Annotated in this window: 16 protein-coding genes; 10 read left to right on the top strand and 6 right to left on the bottom strand. The window is 65.5% G+C overall.

Translation table 11 applies throughout. From position 1 onward, the window contains the following. The first annotated feature begins 28 nt into the window (after positions 1 to 28). Complete coding sequence (locus G6N36_RS04570) at positions 29 to 817, top strand: SDR family oxidoreductase (RefSeq protein WP_163685316.1); 789 nt, start codon at positions 29 to 31, stop codon at positions 815 to 817. Beyond that, positions 817 to 1,662 (top strand): fumarylacetoacetate hydrolase family protein, encoded by an 846-nt coding sequence (locus tag G6N36_RS04565; RefSeq protein ID WP_163685314.1) that lies wholly within the window; start codon positions 817 to 819, stop codon positions 1,660 to 1,662. Before G6N36_RS04570 ends, G6N36_RS04565 begins: the two co-directional genes overlap by 1 nt. A gap of 3 nt (positions 1,663 to 1,665) precedes the next feature. Here the strand turns inward: G6N36_RS04565 and G6N36_RS04560 are convergent, their stop codons facing one another. Beyond that, positions 1,666 to 2,346, bottom strand: coding sequence for a class I SAM-dependent methyltransferase (locus tag G6N36_RS04560; RefSeq protein ID WP_163685312.1), 681 nt, complete (start codon positions 2,344 to 2,346; stop codon positions 1,666 to 1,668). Between the two features lie 74 nt (positions 2,347 to 2,420). On the opposite strand from G6N36_RS04560, the gene G6N36_RS04555 reads away from it, so the two are divergent. The 3 genes from G6N36_RS04555 to G6N36_RS04545 are packed head-to-tail and all read left to right on the top strand — an operon-like array spanning position 2,421 to position 6,585. Further along, positions 2,421 to 3,272 (top strand): helix-turn-helix transcriptional regulator, encoded by an 852-nt coding sequence (locus G6N36_RS04555; RefSeq protein WP_163685310.1) that lies wholly within the window; start codon positions 2,421 to 2,423, stop codon positions 3,270 to 3,272. 44 nt (positions 3,273 to 3,316) lie between these two features. Then, positions 3,317 to 5,605 (top strand): isocitrate lyase ICL2, encoded by a 2,289-nt coding sequence (gene aceA, locus G6N36_RS04550; RefSeq protein WP_163685308.1) that lies wholly within the window; start codon positions 3,317 to 3,319, stop codon positions 5,603 to 5,605. 20 nt (positions 5,606 to 5,625) lie between these two features. Beyond that, a complete protein-coding gene (locus G6N36_RS04545; protein ID WP_163685306.1) occupies positions 5,626 to 6,585 on the top strand; it encodes a haloalkane dehalogenase in 960 nt (319 codons plus the stop codon). Here the strand turns inward: G6N36_RS04545 and G6N36_RS04540 are convergent. Genes G6N36_RS04540 through G6N36_RS04530 form a run of 3 tightly spaced genes read right to left on the bottom strand, consistent with a single transcriptional unit; the run spans position 6,582 to position 9,907 of the window. After that, positions 6,582 to 7,934, bottom strand: coding sequence for a sensor histidine kinase (locus G6N36_RS04540; RefSeq protein ID WP_163685305.1), 1,353 nt, complete (start codon positions 7,932 to 7,934; stop codon positions 6,582 to 6,584). The genes G6N36_RS04545 and G6N36_RS04540 overlap by 4 nt on opposite strands. Continuing rightward, the gene (locus G6N36_RS04535; RefSeq protein WP_163685303.1) at positions 7,931 to 8,632 is read right to left on the bottom strand and encodes an Rv0518 family GDSL lipase; all 702 of its coding nucleotides are present in this window, start codon (positions 8,630 to 8,632) and stop codon (positions 7,931 to 7,933) included. Before G6N36_RS04535 ends, G6N36_RS04540 begins: the two co-directional genes overlap by 4 nt. A 51-nt stretch (positions 8,633 to 8,683) precedes the next feature. After that, positions 8,684 to 9,907 carry an acyltransferase family protein gene (locus tag G6N36_RS04530; protein ID WP_163685301.1) on the bottom strand — a complete coding sequence of 408 codons (1,224 nt, stop codon included), beginning with the start codon at positions 9,905 to 9,907 and terminating at the stop codon, positions 8,684 to 8,686. Between the two features lie 268 nt (positions 9,908 to 10,175). Here G6N36_RS04530 and G6N36_RS04525 point away from each other — a divergent pair, with 268 nt between their 5' ends. From G6N36_RS04525 to G6N36_RS04510, 4 genes are read left to right on the top strand one after another with little or no spacing between them, the layout of a single operon-like run. Further along, the gene (locus tag G6N36_RS04525; RefSeq protein ID WP_276067177.1) at positions 10,176 to 10,640 is read left to right on the top strand and encodes a Fur family transcriptional regulator; all 465 of its coding nucleotides are present in this window, start codon (positions 10,176 to 10,178) and stop codon (positions 10,638 to 10,640) included. A 33-nt stretch (positions 10,641 to 10,673) separates the two neighbouring features. Then, positions 10,674 to 12,896, top strand: a complete 2,223-nt coding sequence (gene katG / locus G6N36_RS04520) for a catalase/peroxidase HPI (RefSeq protein ID WP_163685299.1) — start codon at positions 10,674 to 10,676, stop codon at positions 12,894 to 12,896. Positions 12,897 to 12,904: 8 nt separating this feature from the next. Further along, a complete protein-coding gene (locus tag G6N36_RS04515) occupies positions 12,905 to 13,678 on the top strand; it encodes a glutamine amidotransferase (protein ID WP_163685297.1) in 774 nt (257 codons plus the stop codon). A gap of 28 nt (positions 13,679 to 13,706) precedes the next feature. Further along, on the top strand, positions 13,707 to 14,384 hold the full coding sequence (locus G6N36_RS04510) for an alpha/beta hydrolase (RefSeq protein WP_163685295.1): 678 nt from the start codon (positions 13,707 to 13,709) through the stop codon (positions 14,382 to 14,384). Here G6N36_RS04510 and G6N36_RS04505 read toward each other — a convergent pair. Beyond that, positions 14,326 to 15,651, bottom strand: coding sequence for a glycosyltransferase (locus G6N36_RS04505; protein WP_235689970.1), 1,326 nt, complete (start codon positions 15,649 to 15,651; stop codon positions 14,326 to 14,328). The two genes, G6N36_RS04510 and G6N36_RS04505, sit on opposite strands and share 59 nt — an antisense overlap. A gap of 141 nt (positions 15,652 to 15,792) precedes the next feature. Between G6N36_RS04505 and G6N36_RS04500 the strand changes: the two genes are divergently transcribed. Beyond that, positions 15,793 to 16,440, top strand: coding sequence for an MBL fold metallo-hydrolase (locus G6N36_RS04500; RefSeq protein ID WP_163685293.1), 648 nt, complete (start codon positions 15,793 to 15,795; stop codon positions 16,438 to 16,440). Here G6N36_RS04500 and G6N36_RS04495 read toward each other — a convergent pair. Beyond that, a complete protein-coding gene (locus G6N36_RS04495; protein ID WP_163685291.1) occupies positions 16,437 to 17,159 on the bottom strand; it encodes a DUF899 domain-containing protein in 723 nt (240 codons plus the stop codon). The genes G6N36_RS04500 and G6N36_RS04495 overlap by 4 nt on opposite strands. Positions 17,160 to 17,164: the final 5 nt, after the last annotated feature.

The raw sequence follows: 17,164 nt of genomic DNA, 5'->3' as shown, positions 1-17,164 counted from the left end.
CCACGTACAGCATTGAAGGAGCGCCCCAATGGATCTCGGCATTTCCGGACGAACCGCCCTGGTGCTGGGCGCCAGCGGCGGCCTCGGCAGCGCTATCGCGGCGCGCCTCGCTGCGGAAGGGGTGAACGTCGCCGCCGCAGGCCGCTCGGCCGATGCGCTGGCCAGAACGGCTGCCCGGGTGGAGGATGCCGGCGCGAAGGCTTTGCCGCTCGCGTGGGACCTCGGCGATCTCGATCGCATGGAGTCCGTCGTGACGGCGGTCGAGAACACGCTCGGGCCGATCGACATCCTGGTCAACAACACGGGCGGACCACCGCCCACGACCGTCACCGGTCAGGAGGCCGTCGTGTGGCGAACGAGTTTCGACCAGATGGTGCTGTCGGTGATCATGCTGACCGATCGCGTCCTGCCCGGGATGCGCGAGCGCCGGTGGGGACGCATCCTCACATCGACGTCGTCGGGTGCTCTGGCTCCCATCCCCAACCTCGGCCTTTCGAACACGCTTCGGGCGAGCTTGCACGCGTGGTCCAAGACGCTGGCCGACGAGGTGGGAGGCGACGGCGTGACGTCCAATGTCATTGTGCCGGGCCGGATCGAGACCGACCGGACCCGATTTCTCGACGAACGCCGGGCCGAACGGGAAGGGCGCACCACAGAAGAAGTGATGCGAGACAGTGCGGCCACGATTGCGGTCGGGCGGTACGGTCGTCCCGAGGAGTACGCCGACGTCGCGGCATTCCTATGCAGCGAAAGAGCCTCGTATGTCACCGGTTCCGTCGTCCGCGTCGACGGCGGACTGATCAGAGGCGTCGCCTGATGCGCATTCGCAGCGTGGCGCTGGGCGACCAACAATTCGCGTGTGTCGCGCTAGGCGACGGCCGCCTCGCCCGCATCGATCGGGTGCTGGCCGGCGGACCGACGGACCTGTTGTCGCTCCTGGCTGGTGAACAGCTGGACGCACTCGCCGCCGCGGTGAACACCGGGGTCCACGACGACCACTGTGTCGATCCGAATGCGCTCCTGCTGGCGCCCTGGACGCGGCCTCGGAAAATACTGGGTATCGGGCTCAACTACGGCGCGCACGCCGGCGATCTTGGAGAGCGGGCGCCGCGCACCTCGCCTGCCTCGTTCATCAAGGGCGACCACACCATCATCGGCCCCGGTGAGCCGATCATCGTCCCGCCGGGGATCGGCAAGGTGACCGCGGAAGCCGAGTTGGGGCTGGTGATCGGACGTACCTGCTACCAGGTCCCCGTCGAGGACGCGATGGCCTATGTAGCGGGCGTCGTGCCGGTGCTCGATCAGACGGCCGAGACGGTGCTGCTGGAGAACCCGCGCTATCTCACGCGGGTCAAGAACTACCCCACGTTCTTCTCCTTCGGCCCGGACCTGATCACGCTCGACGAAGTGCTGGCCCATGCGCCGCTGGCAGATCTGCGCGTCGCGACCATCCACAACGGCGCCGTGCACCGCAAGGACACCGTCTCGGGAATGACGTTCTCCCCCGCGGAACTGCTCAGCTTCCACAGCCAGGTGATGCCGTTCTACCCCGGCGACATCCTGTCCACCGGCACCCCCGGCGCGGTCGCGATCGAGCCCGGCGACGTGGTGCGTTGCGAACTCGGCGACGAGCTCGCATCGCTGACCAACCCCGTGCGGTAAGCGCTAGGCCGCCGGTCGCATCGCACGGTAGTACGTGAGCCGGCCGACACCCCGATGACGTTGCGAGGCAACCGTCGTGCAATCGAAGCCGACACCACGCAGTAGCGACGGAATCGCATCCCCGAGGTTCCCCGCCGCATGTTCACTGCGAAGGAACCTCTTGGCCAGAAACCCGTCGGACGGGGTCATGTCACCGCCGATGTCGACAAGATGGAGGCTGCCTCCGGGGCGCAGCACGCGAAGTATCTCGCTCGCCGCCGTGGTTTTCGCTTCTCGATCCAGGTGGTGCCACATCATCGAGGACAGGACACGGTCGAATTCGTCGGCACCGAACGGTAGCTTCTGAACGTAACCTCGCACGAACCGGATTCGGTTTCCGACGCCGACCTTGCGCTCCGCCCGAGCCAAAGCCCGCGGATCCGGGTCGATACCGACAACGGCGGCCCGCGGATGTGCACGGTGCACTCGAGCAGTGAGGTTGCCGGTACCGCAACCGATTTCGAGGACGGACATCCCATCGGCAACTTCGGCCTGGTCTATGAGGTTGTTGTAGACCTTGGGCATGCCCAGCGCTCGGGTCAGCAGATCGTAGAACGGAAGCAATGCGTCGCGGCCGGCCGCGGGCAGGTAGTCATGGCCGTCTGCCCCATGTGGCCTCACGGAATTAGGATGATTTTCGGTCATGTCTCTATGGTGAATCGTTGAGTACGAGGCAAGTCGGGTGATCCTCGGCAAGAATAGGACTATCTTTGGTTCACATGACAGTGGCATCCCGGCTGGTCGGACTCCGCAGCGGCGTCCCGCTGTACCGGTATCCCACCGATCCCGATACTCCGCCGGTGTCGGTGGTGCGCGCGTCGCGCAAGGCGATGCTCGATCACGGCCGACACATTCACGACTTTCCCGCGCTCTGGTACGTGCAGGCGAAGGGGCTCGTCTACGTGGCGGCGGCAGGTGAGGTCCTCGACCCAACTCAGTTGGATCGGTTCGACGGCGGTATCGGGATGTTCTTCGACCCGGCAGCACTGGGTGCGGACGGCGACGCGGCCTGGCCGGTCTGGCGGGGCCATCCCCTGCTTTTTCCGTTCCTGCACGGTGAATCGGGCGGGTTGCTCAAGCTGACGTTGCCCACGGCACGACGGGCGGCGTGGGACGCCGCGATCACCGCGATCGAAGCAGAACTCGACGCGCGGCTGGAGGGCTACCGGCAGGCCGCCCTTGCGCATCTGCTGTTGCTGCTCATCGATCTCGCCCGGATGGCCGACGATGTGGTGGGAGACCTGCGACACCTCGGCGAACCCGTGCTCGCCGACGTCTTCGCCGTGATCGAACGCCGCCATGGCGAAGCCCTGTCCCTGCGCGACGTGGCGCGCGAGGTGGGCATGACGCCCGGACACCTCACGACCATCGTCCGCCGTAGGACCGGCCGGACCGTGCAGGAATGGATCATCGACCGCCGGATGGCTGAAAGCCGGCGCCTGCTCGCCGACACCGACTTACCCATACAGGAGGTCGCCCGACAGGTCGGCATTGCCGACCCCGGGTACTTCAGCAGGGTGTTTCGCCGCACTCACGGTTCGTCCCCCCGCTCCTGGCGTGGCAGACCGTAGGCGATAACGCCATCGACACACAGGCGTCGGTCGTACTGTGAGGTATGGCCATTATCGAAGCGGATGCAGCGCCCCAGACCCCGTTTGATCGGGATGTCGCAGACACCCAGCGGTACTTCGACAGCCCGCGATTCGACGGGATCATTCGTCTCTACTCAGCCCGCCAGGTAGTCGAGCAGCGCGGCACGATCCCGTCCGATTACACCGTGGCCCGTGAGGCGGCCATGGCATTCCACCCGCGCCTGCGGGAACTGTTCGCCCAGAAGAAGAGCATCACCACTTTCGGGCCCTATTCGCCGGGCCAGGCGGTGGTCATGAAGCGGATGGGCATCGAGGGCATCTATCTCGGTGGCTGGGCTACATCGGCCAAGGGGTCGATCAGCGAAGACCCGGGACCCGACCTGGCCAGCTACCCGCTGAGTCAGGTGCCCGACGAGGCCGCCGGCCTGGTGCGCGCGCTGCTGACCGCGGACCGCAATCAGCAGTACCTACGGCTGCGCATGACCCCCGAACAACGCGAAACCACCCCGGCGTATGACTACCGACCGTTCATCATCGCCGACGCCGACACCGGGCACGGCGGAGATCCCCACGTACGCAACCTCATTCGCCGTTTTGTCGAGTCAGGGGTGCCCGGTTACCACATCGAAGACCAGCGTCCTGGCACGAAGAAGTGCGGCCACCAGGGCGGCAAGGTTCTCGTCCCCTCCGACGAACAGATCAAACGGCTGAACACCGCTCGCTTCCAGCTCGACATCATGCGGGTGCCCGGCATCATCGTGGCCCGCACGGACGCTGAAGCCGCCAACCTGCTCGACAGCCGCGCCGACGAGCGCGATCAGCCGTTCCTGCTCGGCGTCACCAACCTCAAGATCCCGTCGTACAAGGCCTGCTTCCTGGCGATGATGCGGCAGTTCCACGACGCGGGGGTCACGGACCTCAGAGGACATCTGCTCTACGCCCTGCCCGACGGTGAGTACGCGGCCGCCGACGCATGGCTCCAACGCCACGGCATCCAGGCCATGATCACCGACGCCGCCAAGGAGTGGCAGGACAGCGCCGACGATTCGATCGATGCGATATTCGATCGGGTCGAATCGAAGTTCGTCGACGCCTGGCAGATCGACGCCGGCCTGCAGACCTATGGCGAGGCGGTCGGCGATCTCCTCGACTTCCGTGAGCGCGAGGGTGAGCCGGCCGAGACGAGCGCCGCGGACTGGCGCAAGTTCGCCGCCAAGGCACCGCTGTACTCGGCGCGGCAAAAGGCCAAGGAGCTGGGCGCCGACGCCGCATGGGACTGCGAGCGGGCGAAAACCCCCGAAGGTTACTACCAGATCCGTGGCGGCATCCCCTACGCGATCGCCAAATCGCTGGCCGCCGCACCGTTCGCCGACATTCTCTGGATGGAGACGAAGACCGCCGACCTCGCCGACGCCAAGCAGTTCGCGGACGCGATTCACGCCGAGTTCCCCGAGAAGATGCTGGCGTACAACCTGTCTCCCTCGTTCAACTGGGACACCACCGGCATGAGCGACGACGAGATGCGTGCTTTCCCTGAGGAACTCGGCAAGATGGGGTTCGTCTTCAACTTCATCACCTACGGCGGCCACCAGGTCGACGGTGTGGCCTGCGAGGAGTTCGCCACGTCGCTGCGGCAGGAGGGCATGCTCGCACTGGCTCGCCTGCAGCGAAAGATGCGACTGGTCGAATCTCCCTACCGCACACCGCAAACTCTGGTCGGCGGGCCGCGCAGCGATGCCGCGCTGGCCGCGTCGTCGGGACGCACGGCGACCACCAAGTCCATGGGCGAAGGCTCCACCCAGCACCAGCACCTGGTGCAAACCGAGGTGCCGAAGAAGCTGCTCGAGGAGTGGCTGGCGCTGTGGAGCGATCACTATCAGCTCGGCGAGACACTCCGGGTGCAGCTACGACCGCGTCGCGCGGGCTCCGATGTCCTCGACTTGCAGATCCTCGGCGACGGCGAAGATCCGCTCGCCAACGTCGTGGTCGATCCCATCAAGGACCGGCACGGACGCAACATCCTGACGGTGCGCGATCAGAACACCTTCTCGGAGAAGATGCGCAAGAAGCGATTGATGGACGTCATCCATCTCTGGCTGATCCACCGCTTCAAGCCGGAGATCGTCTATTACGTGACGCCGACCGAGGACAACATCTATCAGACCGAGAAGATGAAGTCCCACGGCATCTTCAGCAACGTGTACCAGGAGGTCGGCGAGATCATCGTCGCCGATGTGAACCAGCCGCGCATCGATGAACTCCTCGCGCCCGATCGCGAGGCGCTCAAGCGGCTGATCGCCAAGGAGGACTGAGCGGACCGCACGTCGACCCCATGGACGTTCTCAGAACCCCAGACGAGCGATTCGACAACCTGCCCGACTATCCGTTTCCGCCCAGCTACGCCGTCGTCGAGACCCGCGGCGTACCCCCGGTGCGGATGCACTACGTCGACGCCGGGCCCGCCGACGGGCCCGTTGTCGTCCTCCTGCACGGGCAGCCGACGTGGTCGTTCATGTACCGCAATGTCATTCGGGCCCTTGTGGACTCGGGAATGCGGGTCATCGCGCCGGACAACGTCGGCTACGGTCGCTCCGACAAACTCGCCGACGCGACGGCCTACACGTTTCGCAGGCACATCGACTGGACCCGGAGTCTGATCGACGGGCTCGGCCTGCGCGAGGCGACGCTGGTGGTGCAGGACTGGGGCGGGCCGATCGGGCTGAGCGTGCTGGCCCGTGAACCCGACCGGTTTGCGAGGGTGGTCGCGACGAACACCATCTTGCACACGTGCGACCCAGGGTTGGCAGGCAAGCTCGCATGGGCGCATCACGGTGTCGACGAGGACCGGGTGATGTTGCAGGAGACACTGCTCGACTATGTCGCGTTGTACGCACGTGCGCCGGACATCAATCCGAGCATGTTCCTGAACGCGGTGGCCGGCCCGCTCGCTGCCGACGTGCTCGCGGCGTACGACGCCCCCTTCCCAGACCTCAGCTACAAAGCCGGACTACGGCAGATGACCGCGCTCATCCCGCTGACACGTAACGATCCCGGTGCGGCGATCGGGCGTGACACCATGGCCGCCCTGCGGCGGTGGGAAAGGCCCTTCCTGACCGCGTATTCAGACGGCGATCCACCAACTCGTGGGTGGGACAAGGTGTTTCAAGCGCAGATCCCCGGCGCCCAGTGTCAGCCGCACACGATCATCACCGGCGCCGGGCATTTCATCGCAGAGCAGAAAGGCGCGGAACTGGCCGCCGTCATCGCCGAATTCATCAGTGTCACAACCTAACTCGGCCCCGGTAGCCGCAGCACCAGCCGCGCGCCTCCCATGGGGCTGGCCTCCATCGACGCCGTGCCGCCGTGCAGGTCCGCCTGCTGGGCCACGAGCGCAAGCCCGAGTCCTGAACCGGACCGCGCGGCCGTCGACCCGCGGGAGAACCGCTCGAAGATGGCGGCGCGCTCCTCCTCCGGCACACCGGCGCCGTTGTCATCGACGACGATCTCCACACCCTCACCGGAACTGACCGCACTGAGGCAGATCTCGGTTGCGCCGCCGTGCTTGACAGCGTTCGTGATGGCGTTGTCGATGACCAGCCGCAAGCCGGCGGGCAGGCCCACCATCAGCACCGTGGTCGACGATCCGAGCGAGACGGCCAGATCGGGGTAGTTGCGCATCGCGTCATGCGCCGCACGATCCAGCAGCTCGGTGATGTCGACGGGCACGAAGTCGTCGACGGTGGTCAACTCGCCCTGCGCGAGGCGCTCCAGCGCAGTGAGCGTCGCCTCGATACGGGTCTGGGTGCGCATGACGTCGGCGATGACCTCTTGGCGTTGATCGTCACGCATCTCGAGGGTGGACAACACCTCGAGGTTGGTGCGCATAGCCGTCAGCGGCGTACGCAATTCGTGGGAGGCCACGGCGGCGAAGTCCCGAGCTGATTCGAGTGCCGCCCTGGTGCGCTGCTGCTCGTCGCCGATGCGGGCAAGCATTCCCTCGACGGCCTCGGCGATCTCCACCGCTTCCTGCACACCGCGCACTTTGACTTCATCGGGATTGGACTGCGCGTTGATCGCGCGCGCCTGCTGTGCCAGCAGCCGGAAGGGATTGATCATGATCGACCACATCACCGAGCCGACCAGGACGGTACCGATGATCACGCCGCCGCAGATCAGCAGCACCCGCCGGTGCAGTTCATTGATTCGGCGCTGCGTTTCGGCGATCGGAGCACCCACCGCGATCTTCGCGTCGCCGGCGGTGAACGTGCGGACGCGGTACTCGACGCCGCCGATGGTCGTGTTGGCGTAGCCAACGTCGAAATCAGGCAGCACCACTTCGCGAGGCATCGACACGGTTACGCCGTCGACACGCGCGGTACGCACGACGTTGCCGTCCGGCGCCTGGGGCTGATCGGCACCCTCCTGTTGCGCGGTTTGCAGCAGCGTGCTGATGTCGCCCAGACTGCTCACCGAATCGAGGCGGCGATCCAGCTGGCTGTACTGGTCGTTCGTTACGCCGAACCAGACCCACGCGCCGAGCGTGATCACCAAGGCCACGACCGACAGCGCGGCGACGATGACGATCACCCGCAGCGACAGCACACGCGTCAACAGTTCGAAGACGCGCTCGCCGAGTTTCATAAGCGGACAGGCAGTTGTGCCGCGATGAGCGGAGCGATTTTATCCGCCATGTACTGGTGTCCGGCGTCGGTCGGGTGCACGCCGTCGGAGCCGATCAATCCGGGTTTCCCGACGAACCAGCGTTCAGCTATGGGGTCGACGAACGTCGCGCCGGCGACGCCGGCCTGATACTGAAGTGCGTCGCGAATCCGCACGAGGTTCGCGGGCGGATTGACGGTCGGCCACGGGGGCCCGATAACCAGGAACGTCGCCGACGGCGCGATGCGGCGGGCCAATTGGAAAGTGCCGTACGCCAGGATCGACAGCTGCGCGGGATCAACGTCCAGGTCGTTACGGGAGCCGAAGAACACGATGAGCTCGTCATCGGGCTTGACTGTCCGCGCCGTCAGATCCTCGAACAGACCGCCCCGGTTACCTCGCGTCCCGTATCCAGCACCCCCCTCGGCGCCGACGTCCGCCGAGATCGGCATCCGATACGACGCAAGCTCGTCCCAGGCACGGGCGGTCCACCCGGTCGGGCCGAGGCCGCCGAGGTCGGTACCCGTCGTGTAGGAATCGCCGACGACCGCGATCCGATTCACCGACGAATTCAACGTCATAACATCGTCGGAGCCGTTGTAGCCCATCCTTATTGGGCGCCCAACGCCCGCGCCGACCAGCAGTGCCAGCGCAATCATGACCGTGACGAACCGCCTCACCGGACCAGCCTAGGACTCATTCGACCAAATCGACGCTGACAACGCGCGACCTCATCCCGCACGCGCGGACACCACAGGTGTGCGATCCCCACGCTGACCTTCGATGGTCTGCAGCCTGCCGTGGCCAGAGTCCTGGCGCGCGTCGCGGGGCGGCTTCATCATGCTGCGCATCCACTTGCGAGCGGGCTCCTCGACGAGGTGGTACAGCAGCACCGCGCCCGCGATCGCAACCGCGAACAGTGCCAACAGCACCGCCTTGCCCGCGAGGTCGGGGCCGAGCTGCAGTTCGAACTGCAGAACCATCCAATTCCATGTCGTGTGCACCAACTCGTGAACCATGTAGAGGCTGAATGACATGTGTCCGAGGTAGACCATCGGACGAAGGGACAGCAGGGCCGGCAAGGTGCCCGCACCGATCGACAGGGTCGACACCAGCGGGACGAACAGCACGTCGACCAAGCCGGCCGAGTCATGGATCGTCGGGACGGGATTGGCGTCCAGCCAGTACAGGATGCCGACGATGGCCGCCGCGAGGAGAAGTGACGCGATACCGGCACCCTTGCGGACCCGATCGCTCGGTGCCAGCTTGCGCACGGCCGCGCACACCAGCGCCCCCGCGGTGAACTGCATGATGATCCGCGGCAACCAGCTCCATGGTGTGTAGAACAGGCCGGTAGCCATCAGCAGCATCACCGGGGGCAGCGATGCGGCGACGGCGAGGAAGAACAGGCCCCTCGCCCGCGTCGCGCCGGCGATGCGGAAGATCACCAGGATTAACGCGCCGAACAGGAGGTACGCCAGCCATTCGGCGCTGATCGACCAGGCGGGTCCGTCCCAGCTGGTGCCGTCGAAGTAGGGCGCGAACCACAGCTGCACGAGCAGGAACTGCCGGACGTAATTCATCGCCGTGAGCGATCCGGCGGCCTCTGACGGAACATGTCCGATGTTGAGCGTGAAGATGATCCACAGCGCTGCCAGATGCATCGTCACCAGGTAGACGGGCCACACGCGCGAGAGCCGCAACCAAAGGAAGTGCAGCGTGGACCGCCACAAAAAGGAATCGCCCATCCGGTCGAGATAGTTCCACGTCAGCACGAACCCGCTGAGGATGAAGAACAGATCGACGCCCTGGGCGCCACAGTCGAGCACCGGCGCGAGCGCCGACCTGAATCCCGGGGCGGCCTGCTCGAGCAGCGGGCGGAAGTGAAAGAGCACGACCCACAGCGCTGCGACGATGCGCAATCCGGACAGGGCCTTGATCTCGCCGGTACGCACAACACTCTCTTCGTGAGGGACTCGAACAGTTGCGATGGTCTGCCGGGCGGTACGCCTCCCCGCGACCACGCTTCCGGCAGTTTGGCAGGCTACCAGTGGTAATACCGCCCCGACACACTCAGACACGCTGTGAATCGGCTGTGCAATGACCAAAATTGTTGTCGACCAGGCGCTCTGACGCGTCCGAGGGACACACGATCCGTCGGGTTTCAAAGCCGTCCGAACACGCCGAAGATCAAGTCTTGACTGATTCCAGAAAAGGAGCATGATGGTCGTCGTGGCGCCCACGACGGATTTCTCGGAGCAACTGCGGCTCGCAGACCTCCGCGTCACCCGTCCCCGCCTCGCTGTCCTGGAGGCGGTCTGTGTGCACCCGCACGCCGATACCGAGACGATCTTCTCCGCGGTGCGGGTCAATCTTCCCGACGTGTCCCGTCAAGCGGTGTACGACGTGCTCGCGGCGTTGACCGCCGCGAATTTGATTCGGCGCATCCAGCCATCGGGCTCCGTCTCGCGCTACGAGTCGCGCGTCGGCGACAACCACCACCACGTCGTGTGCCGCTCGTGTGGGGTCATCGCCGACGTCGACTGCGCCGTCGGCGACACCCCCTGCCTGACACCGTCCGATCCGGACGGATCCCTCGACGGTTTCGTCCTGGACGAGGCCGAGGTCATCTACTGGGGCCTGTGCCCAGATTGTTCCGCATCAGAAACGTCGCGATCACATACGTGATCACAGCCCATTTCACCCATCGGAAGGAATGTTGTGTCTGATTCACCTGACGCCAAGCCGCCGTCACCCGAGAAGCCCACGGCGAGCAGCGGAAGCGAGAGTGAAAACCCCGTAATCGATACGCCGAAGCCGAAGGCGCACGCGCCCCGAACCAACCAGGATTGGTGGCCCGACCAGGTCGACGTGTCGAAGCTGCACGCCCGCGGCTCCTTCTCCAACCCCTACGGCGACGATTTCAACTACGCCGAGGAGTTCGCCAAGCTCGACCCCGAGGCGCTGAAGGCCGACGTGCTTTCGGTCATCACCACGTCGCAGGACTGGTGGCCCGCCGACTACGGCAGCTACGCCGGCCTCTTCATCCGCATGAGCTGGCACGCCGCCGGTACCTACCGCATCTACGACGGACGCGGCGGCGGCGGCGAGGGGATGCAGCGCTTCGCGCCGCTGAACAGCTGGCCGGACAACGCCAACCTGGACAAGGCGCGTCGTCTGCTGTGGCCCGTCAAACAGAAGTACGGCAACAAGATCTCGTGGGCCGACCTGCTGGTCTTCGCCGGCAACGTGGCGCTGGAGTCGGCCGGCTTCGAGACCTTCGGTTTCGGCTTCGGCCGGCCCGACGTGTGGGAGCCCGTCGAGATCCTCTTCGGCGAAGAGGACGAATGGCTCGGCACCGACAAGAGGTACTCCGGTGAGCGCGATCTCGCCGAACCTTACGGCGCGACCACGATGGGCTTGATCTACGTCAATCCCGAAGGGCCCGAAGGTAAGCCGGATCCGATCGCCGCTGCGGTCGACATCAAGGAGACCTTCGGCCGGATGGCCATGAACGTCGAGGAGACCGCCGCGTTGATCGTCGGTGGCCACACGCTGGGCAAGACCCACGGCGCCGGCCCGGACGAAGGCATGGGCCCCGAACCCGAGGGCGCTCCGATCGAGCAGCAGGGCCTGGGCTGGAAGTGCCCGTTCGGCTCGGGCAAGGCCGGCGACACGGTCACCAGCGGGCTCGAGGTGGTCTGGACGGACAAGCCCACCCAGTGGAGCAACCGCTACCTGGAGATCCTGTACGGCCACGAGTGGGAGCTGACCAAGAGCCCCGCGGGCGCATGGCAGTTCGAGGCCAAGGACGCCGAGGCGATCATCCCCGATCCGTTCGGTGGGCCAAACCGCAAGCCGACGATGTTGGTCACCGACGTCTCCATGCGGGAGGACCCCGAATTCGGCGCGATCACCCGTCGCTGGCTCGACCACCCCGAGGAACTCAACGAGGCCTTCGCCAAGGCCTGGTACAAGCTGCTGCATCGCGACATGGGTCCGATCAGCCGTTACATCGGCCCGTGGGTCGCCGAGCCGCAGCTGTGGCAGGACCCGGTTCCCGCCGTCGAGGGCGAGCTGATCGACGAGTCGGACATCAAGTCGCTCAAGGCCAAGCTGCTCGACTCGGGACTGACCGTGCAGCAGTTGGTCAAGACGGCATGGTCGTCTGCCGCCAGTTTCCGCAGCACCGACAAGCGCGGTGGTGCCAACGGTGCGCGGATTCGCCTTGAGCCGCAGAAGAACTGGGAGGCCAACGAGCCGTCCGAGTTGGCCAAGGTGCTGCCGGTGCTGGAGAAGATCCAGCAGGAGTTCAACGCCGGTGGCAAGAACGTGTCGCTGGCCGACCTGATCGTGCTGGGCGGCTCGGCGGCGGTCGAGAAGGCGGCCAAGGATGCCGGCTTCGAAATCGACGTCCACTTCGCGCCGGGTCGCACCGACGCGACGCAGGAGGACACCGACGTGGAGTCGTTCGCGGTGCTCGAGCCGCGGTGGGACGGGTTGCGCAACTTCGTGCGCCCGGGCGAGAAGGCTCCGCTGGAGCAGCTGCTGATGGAGAAGGCGATCCTGCTTGGGGTGACGGCTCCCGAACTGACGGCGCTGGTCGGCGGCCTCCGGGCACTCAACGTCAACCACGGCGGCAGCAAGCACGGCGTGTTCACCGACAAGCCGGGTGTGCTGACCAACGACTTCTTCGTCAACCTGCTCGATATGAACACGCAGTGGAAGTCGGGGATGGCCGAGCACGTCTACGAGGGCACCGACCGTGCGTCGGGCCAGCTCAAGTGGACCGCGACCGCCAATGATCTGGTGTTCGGCTCGAATTCGCAGCTGCGGGCGCTCGCCGAGCACTACGCCCAGGACGACAACAAGCAGAAGTTCGTCGAGGACTTCGTCGCCGCGTGGGTGAAGATCATGAACAACGACCGGTTCGATCTGGCCTAATTGGATTCATGCGACACCCCGCGGGCTCTGACGGCTCGCGGGGTGTCGTGCTATCTGCACCATTCCTGCTGTTGTCGATCCGCGGCGAGGATGAGGCGGCCGACGACGAGTACGCCGCGGTGATGCGCTTCGCCGGTCTGGATTCGACGGGTGTGCACCGCATCCGGCTCACTCACCAGGAACTGGGCACCATTGATCTCGCCGACTGGTCGGGCATCATCCTGGGTGGCGGGCCATACAACGTCAGCGACGCGGCCGAGATGAAATCCGCGACGCAGCAGCGTGTCGAGTCCGAGCTGTTCGCGTTGATCGGGCGCATCGTCGATGAGGACTTCCCGTTTCTCGGCTGCTGTTACGGCGTCGGCACGCTGGGTACCGTCATCGGCGCGGGGATCGATCGCACGTATCCGGAACCGGTGGGCGGCATGTCGATCACGGTCACCGACGCTGGTCGAGCCGATCCCCTGTTCGCCGAGCTGCCCGACGTCTTCGACGCCTACGGCGGGCACAAGGAGTGCGCGGCAACGCTGCCGGACGACGCGGCGTGTCTGGCCACCTCGCCGCAATGCCCGGTCCAGGCCTTCCGGGTCGGCGAGAACGTCTATGCCACGCAGTTCCATCCCGAACTCGACCTCGGCGGCATCTACACCCGCGTCGAGGCCTACAAGAATCACGGCTACTTCGCCCCCGAGTCGGCCGAGCAGCTCAAAACCGAAGCGCGGCAATGGAATGTCCGCTATCCGCACACGATTCTGCGGCGGTTCGCCGAGCGCTATGCATAAGTTCGTAGACGTCGGGAACCCTCGACACATGGAGACGGTCGAATACGCACCAGGTCGGTTTGCAGATGTATACGGTGATCCCGCGCAACGCACGGTCCTGATGTGGCATGGTGCGCAGGTCGACGCGCGAGCCACGATGGGCCCGCTCGCCGAAAGGGTTGCCGACCGGGGCGCCGGTGTCGTCGTGCCGGACTGGAATTCCCGAGCCGCAGACCGCGGTCGTGCCGACCTCCTGGGATCGCTGGGGTTCGTCCGTGCGCGGTGGACGACACCGATCGTCCTGGTCGGTTGGTCACTCGGTGGAGCAGCGGCCGCGGGCGCGACGATCCACGCGGCCGAGTTCGAATTCGAACTGGCACAGACGGTTTGCCTTGCGGGCGCGTTCATGGTCGCAGAGTCGGTTTCCGGACAGACGCTGCCGACCGACCTGACGGATTTCGGCACGGGTGCCCCGTTCACGCTGATGCACGGCGTCCACGATCAGATCATTCCGGTCGATGTCAGCCGTGATTTCGCTGCGATACTTCGACGCAACGGATGGCCCGTCGAGCTCACCGAACTGCCGACGGATCACGCTGCGATCGCGGGGGCGGCCTACGACGAGGCCGGCGACCGCTACCTACCCGCAAGCGATGCTCAGGCGCTGGTCATTGCGGAGGCTGTGGCGGAGAAGATCGCGAATATTGCTCGCGCAGAGCGCCTTTGAGGCTGCTCAGTTGCGTCACACCGCTGACCAGCGAGCCAATACTGTCGAGCGCCCGCGATCCCACGATGTCGGAGCCGATGCGTTGGGCCGCAGCGCCATAGTCGGGCCTCGCGAGGACGTGCTCGACGGCCGCCCTGATCCGCGCAGGAGAAGGCGCGTCGGTACCGAGGTTGACGCCGACTCCTGTGTACGCGACACGCGCGGCCACCTCCGCCTTGTCGGACGACTCTCCGGCGACGATCAACGGAATGCCGTAGCGCAACGCATGCTGCACGCCACCGTAGCCGCCGTTGGTGACCATGACGTCTACATGAGGTAGAAGCGCTGCATAGGGCAGCCATTCGGCGACGAAGACGTTCGGTGGCATGTCGGTGCATTCGAACGGTCGCCCCGTGGTCGCCACGACGACGATGTCCATTTCTTTCAGTGCGGAGGCTGTCGCTCCGATCAGCCGGTCGTGGTCGTGGTTGTCGAACGTCCCCTGGGTGACGTGCACGACAGTCCGCGCGGCCAGGACCTCAGGCCACCAATCCGGCGCGTCGAACGCTCCGACTTCGTCGGGTAGCACCGGGCCGACGAAATCGACGGAGCCGGGCAGATCCTGGCGCGGGTACTCGAACGTCGGCACGGTCAGTTGGACCAGTCGGTCAGCCAGTCGCGGCCAGTCGACGAGGCCGACGGGCGACGGCCGTGCTCCAAGCGCTTCGAGTTCACGATTCAACGACTTCTGTACGCCCCGCAGCATGAGTCCCTGCACAACGCGGTGGACGCCGTCGTAATCCATGCCGGGGCGCGGCGCCCAAGCCATTCCGAACGGTGGCGTGTCCGCACTCGACAGAGTGACCGGCCCGACCCCGATCGTGAACACCTCGGGCCTTGGCCGATCTCTGAGTAATAGGGCAAGCACCCCGGTGAAGGTCAGATCAGCCAGTACGACATCCACCGGCTCCTCGGCCAGCACCTGCTCGAGCGCGTCGTATTGGGCAGCCAGCGGTGACACGAATGTCGATTCCAACTCTGCGAGCCCGAGCAGATAGCGGCGCAGAAGACTTGGCATTGGGATGCGTTGCTGTTGGGACGGCGGCCGGACGCGGGCGTCCGGTCCAAGAGGTACCAGACGCAGCCCGGCACCCTCGACGTCATCCCGAAAATCGGGCGCCGAGATGACGATGATGTCGTGGCCGATTCTCTGAAGGTGCGCACCGATGCGCATCATCGGAAGGACATGCCCAGACAGCGAGCTGGCGGCGACGACAATGCGACCCAAGGTGGCACCCTTCAAAGAGCAGTTCGATTCGGCCGCCGAGAGCCGCCGGCTACGTACCCTGTTGCCGCCGGGGGCCGAGTCTAACCTCCGATCTGATCACTCGCTTGACCTCAACCATGGTTGAGCAAGCAGGCTGCAGTCATGGCTACTTTGACGAAGATCAAGGACGATCTCTATCAAACCCGGATGGACTCGCCCTTCCCCGGCTTGACCACTCATGCCTACCTGTGGCGGCGGCCCGCGGGGAATGTGCTGTTCTACAGTCCGGCCGGCGATGCGGATTTCGACGCGATCGACGCACTGGGCGGAGTCAAGGCTCAGTACCTGTCGCATCTCGACGAGGCGGGCCCGAACCTGGCCCGGATCGCCGAACGCTTCGGCCGCCGGTTACACGCTCCCGCTGCCGAACTGGAAGAGGTGAGCGCACACGGCTCGGTCGACGTACCGCTGGAGCCGGTGCGACATGTCGATGCGAACGACGTGGAAGTGCTTCCCACACCGGGTCATTCACCCGGAAGTACCTGTTACCTCGTGACAGGCGCGGGCGGTCACCGCTATCTCTTCACCGGCGACACCATATTTCCCGCCAGTGACGGCACCTGGTCGACCTTTGTAGTGCCCGGTCGAGGCGATGGGGCGGCAATGCGGGACAGCATCAAGCTGCTGAGCACCATCGAGCCCGACATCGTGATCTCGAGCGCCTTCGCCGGCGACACGGCGGTCGAAGCCGTCGACGCGACGCGGTGGTCGGAGATCATCGACCAAGCACTGGCGAGCGTGAAGTCCTAGGAGCAGCATCCGCCGGGGCCGTGGCCCCGCCCGGCGTAAGTGTCGTTCCAGCGCCACCACTCATAGGGCGGACCCTGCGGGTAGCCCTCGGGCGAGTCTTCCCAATTCTCTTGCCGCCCAAGCGCGGTCATGTCGAGCAGATTCCAGGTGCCGACGAACACTTCGTCTCCGCGGCCGGAGATCATGTAGGTGCGGAAGACACGGTCGTTCTCGTCGCGGATGAAGGCGTTGGTGCCGTGCCAGAGGTCGACACCGAAGTCCTTGTCGAAGTCATCGGTCAGCGAGTACCACGGGTGCTGCCACCCCATCTTCGACTTCATCCGCTCCAGGTCGGGTTGCGTGGCACGCGACACGTACACGAACGTTGTGTCGCGTGCGTTCAGATGGGCGAGATTCGGCACGTGGTCTGCCATCAATGAGCAACCCACACAACCGTGTTCGGGCCAGCCCGGGTGCCCGGGGACATCGTCGCCGCCCGTGCCTGGTTCGATGAACGCGCGATAGACGATCAGCTGGCGTCTGCCGTCGAACAGATCGAGAAGGCTCACCTTGCCGTCGGGTCCGTCGAAGACGTACTCCTTGTCAACGGGTGTCCAGGGCATGCGACGCCGCTGAGCGGCCAAGGCATCACGGGCGCGTTGAACTTCCTTTTCCTTGACGAGCATGTCGTTCAGGGCGGCATCCCACTCCCCGGCCGACACAATGGGTGGAGTCTTCATTCGCC

Origin of the sequence: Mycolicibacterium gadium, from assembly GCF_010728925.1 — a bacterium.
GTDB classification, from domain to species: domain Bacteria; phylum Actinomycetota; class Actinomycetes; order Mycobacteriales; family Mycobacteriaceae; genus Mycobacterium; species Mycobacterium gadium.
This window is presented reverse-complemented; position numbering and strand designations above follow the sequence as displayed.

Bases quoted from the DNA above. Each gene is read 5' to 3' on its own strand.
- G6N36_RS04555 (WP_163685310.1), top strand. From the start codon at position 2,421: ATGACAGTGGCATCCCGGCTGGTCGGACTCCGCAGCGGCGTCCCGCTG.
- G6N36_RS04525 (WP_276067177.1), top strand. From the start codon at position 10,176: ATGGTCGTCGTGGCGCCCACGACGGATTTCTCGGAGCAACTGCGGCTC.
- G6N36_RS04560 (WP_163685312.1), bottom strand. From the start codon at position 2,346: ATGACCGAAAATCATCCTAATTCCGTGAGGCCACATGGGGCAGACGGC.
- G6N36_RS04500 (WP_163685293.1), top strand. From the start codon at position 15,793: ATGGCTACTTTGACGAAGATCAAGGACGATCTCTATCAAACCCGGATG.
- G6N36_RS04515 (WP_163685297.1), top strand. From the start codon at position 12,905: ATGCGACACCCCGCGGGCTCTGACGGCTCGCGGGGTGTCGTGCTATCT.
- G6N36_RS04510 (WP_163685295.1), top strand. From the start codon at position 13,707: ATGGAGACGGTCGAATACGCACCAGGTCGGTTTGCAGATGTATACGGT.
- G6N36_RS04545 (WP_163685306.1), top strand. From the start codon at position 5,626: ATGGACGTTCTCAGAACCCCAGACGAGCGATTCGACAACCTGCCCGAC.
- G6N36_RS04540 (WP_163685305.1), bottom strand. From the start codon at position 7,934: ATGAAACTCGGCGAGCGCGTCTTCGAACTGTTGACGCGTGTGCTGTCG.
- aceA (WP_163685308.1), top strand. From the start codon at position 3,317: ATGGCCATTATCGAAGCGGATGCAGCGCCCCAGACCCCGTTTGATCGG.
- G6N36_RS04570 (WP_163685316.1), top strand. From the start codon at position 29: ATGGATCTCGGCATTTCCGGACGAACCGCCCTGGTGCTGGGCGCCAGC.
- G6N36_RS04565 (WP_163685314.1), top strand. From the start codon at position 817: ATGCGCATTCGCAGCGTGGCGCTGGGCGACCAACAATTCGCGTGTGTC.
- G6N36_RS04495 (WP_163685291.1), bottom strand. From the start codon at position 17,159: ATGAAGACTCCACCCATTGTGTCGGCCGGGGAGTGGGATGCCGCCCTG.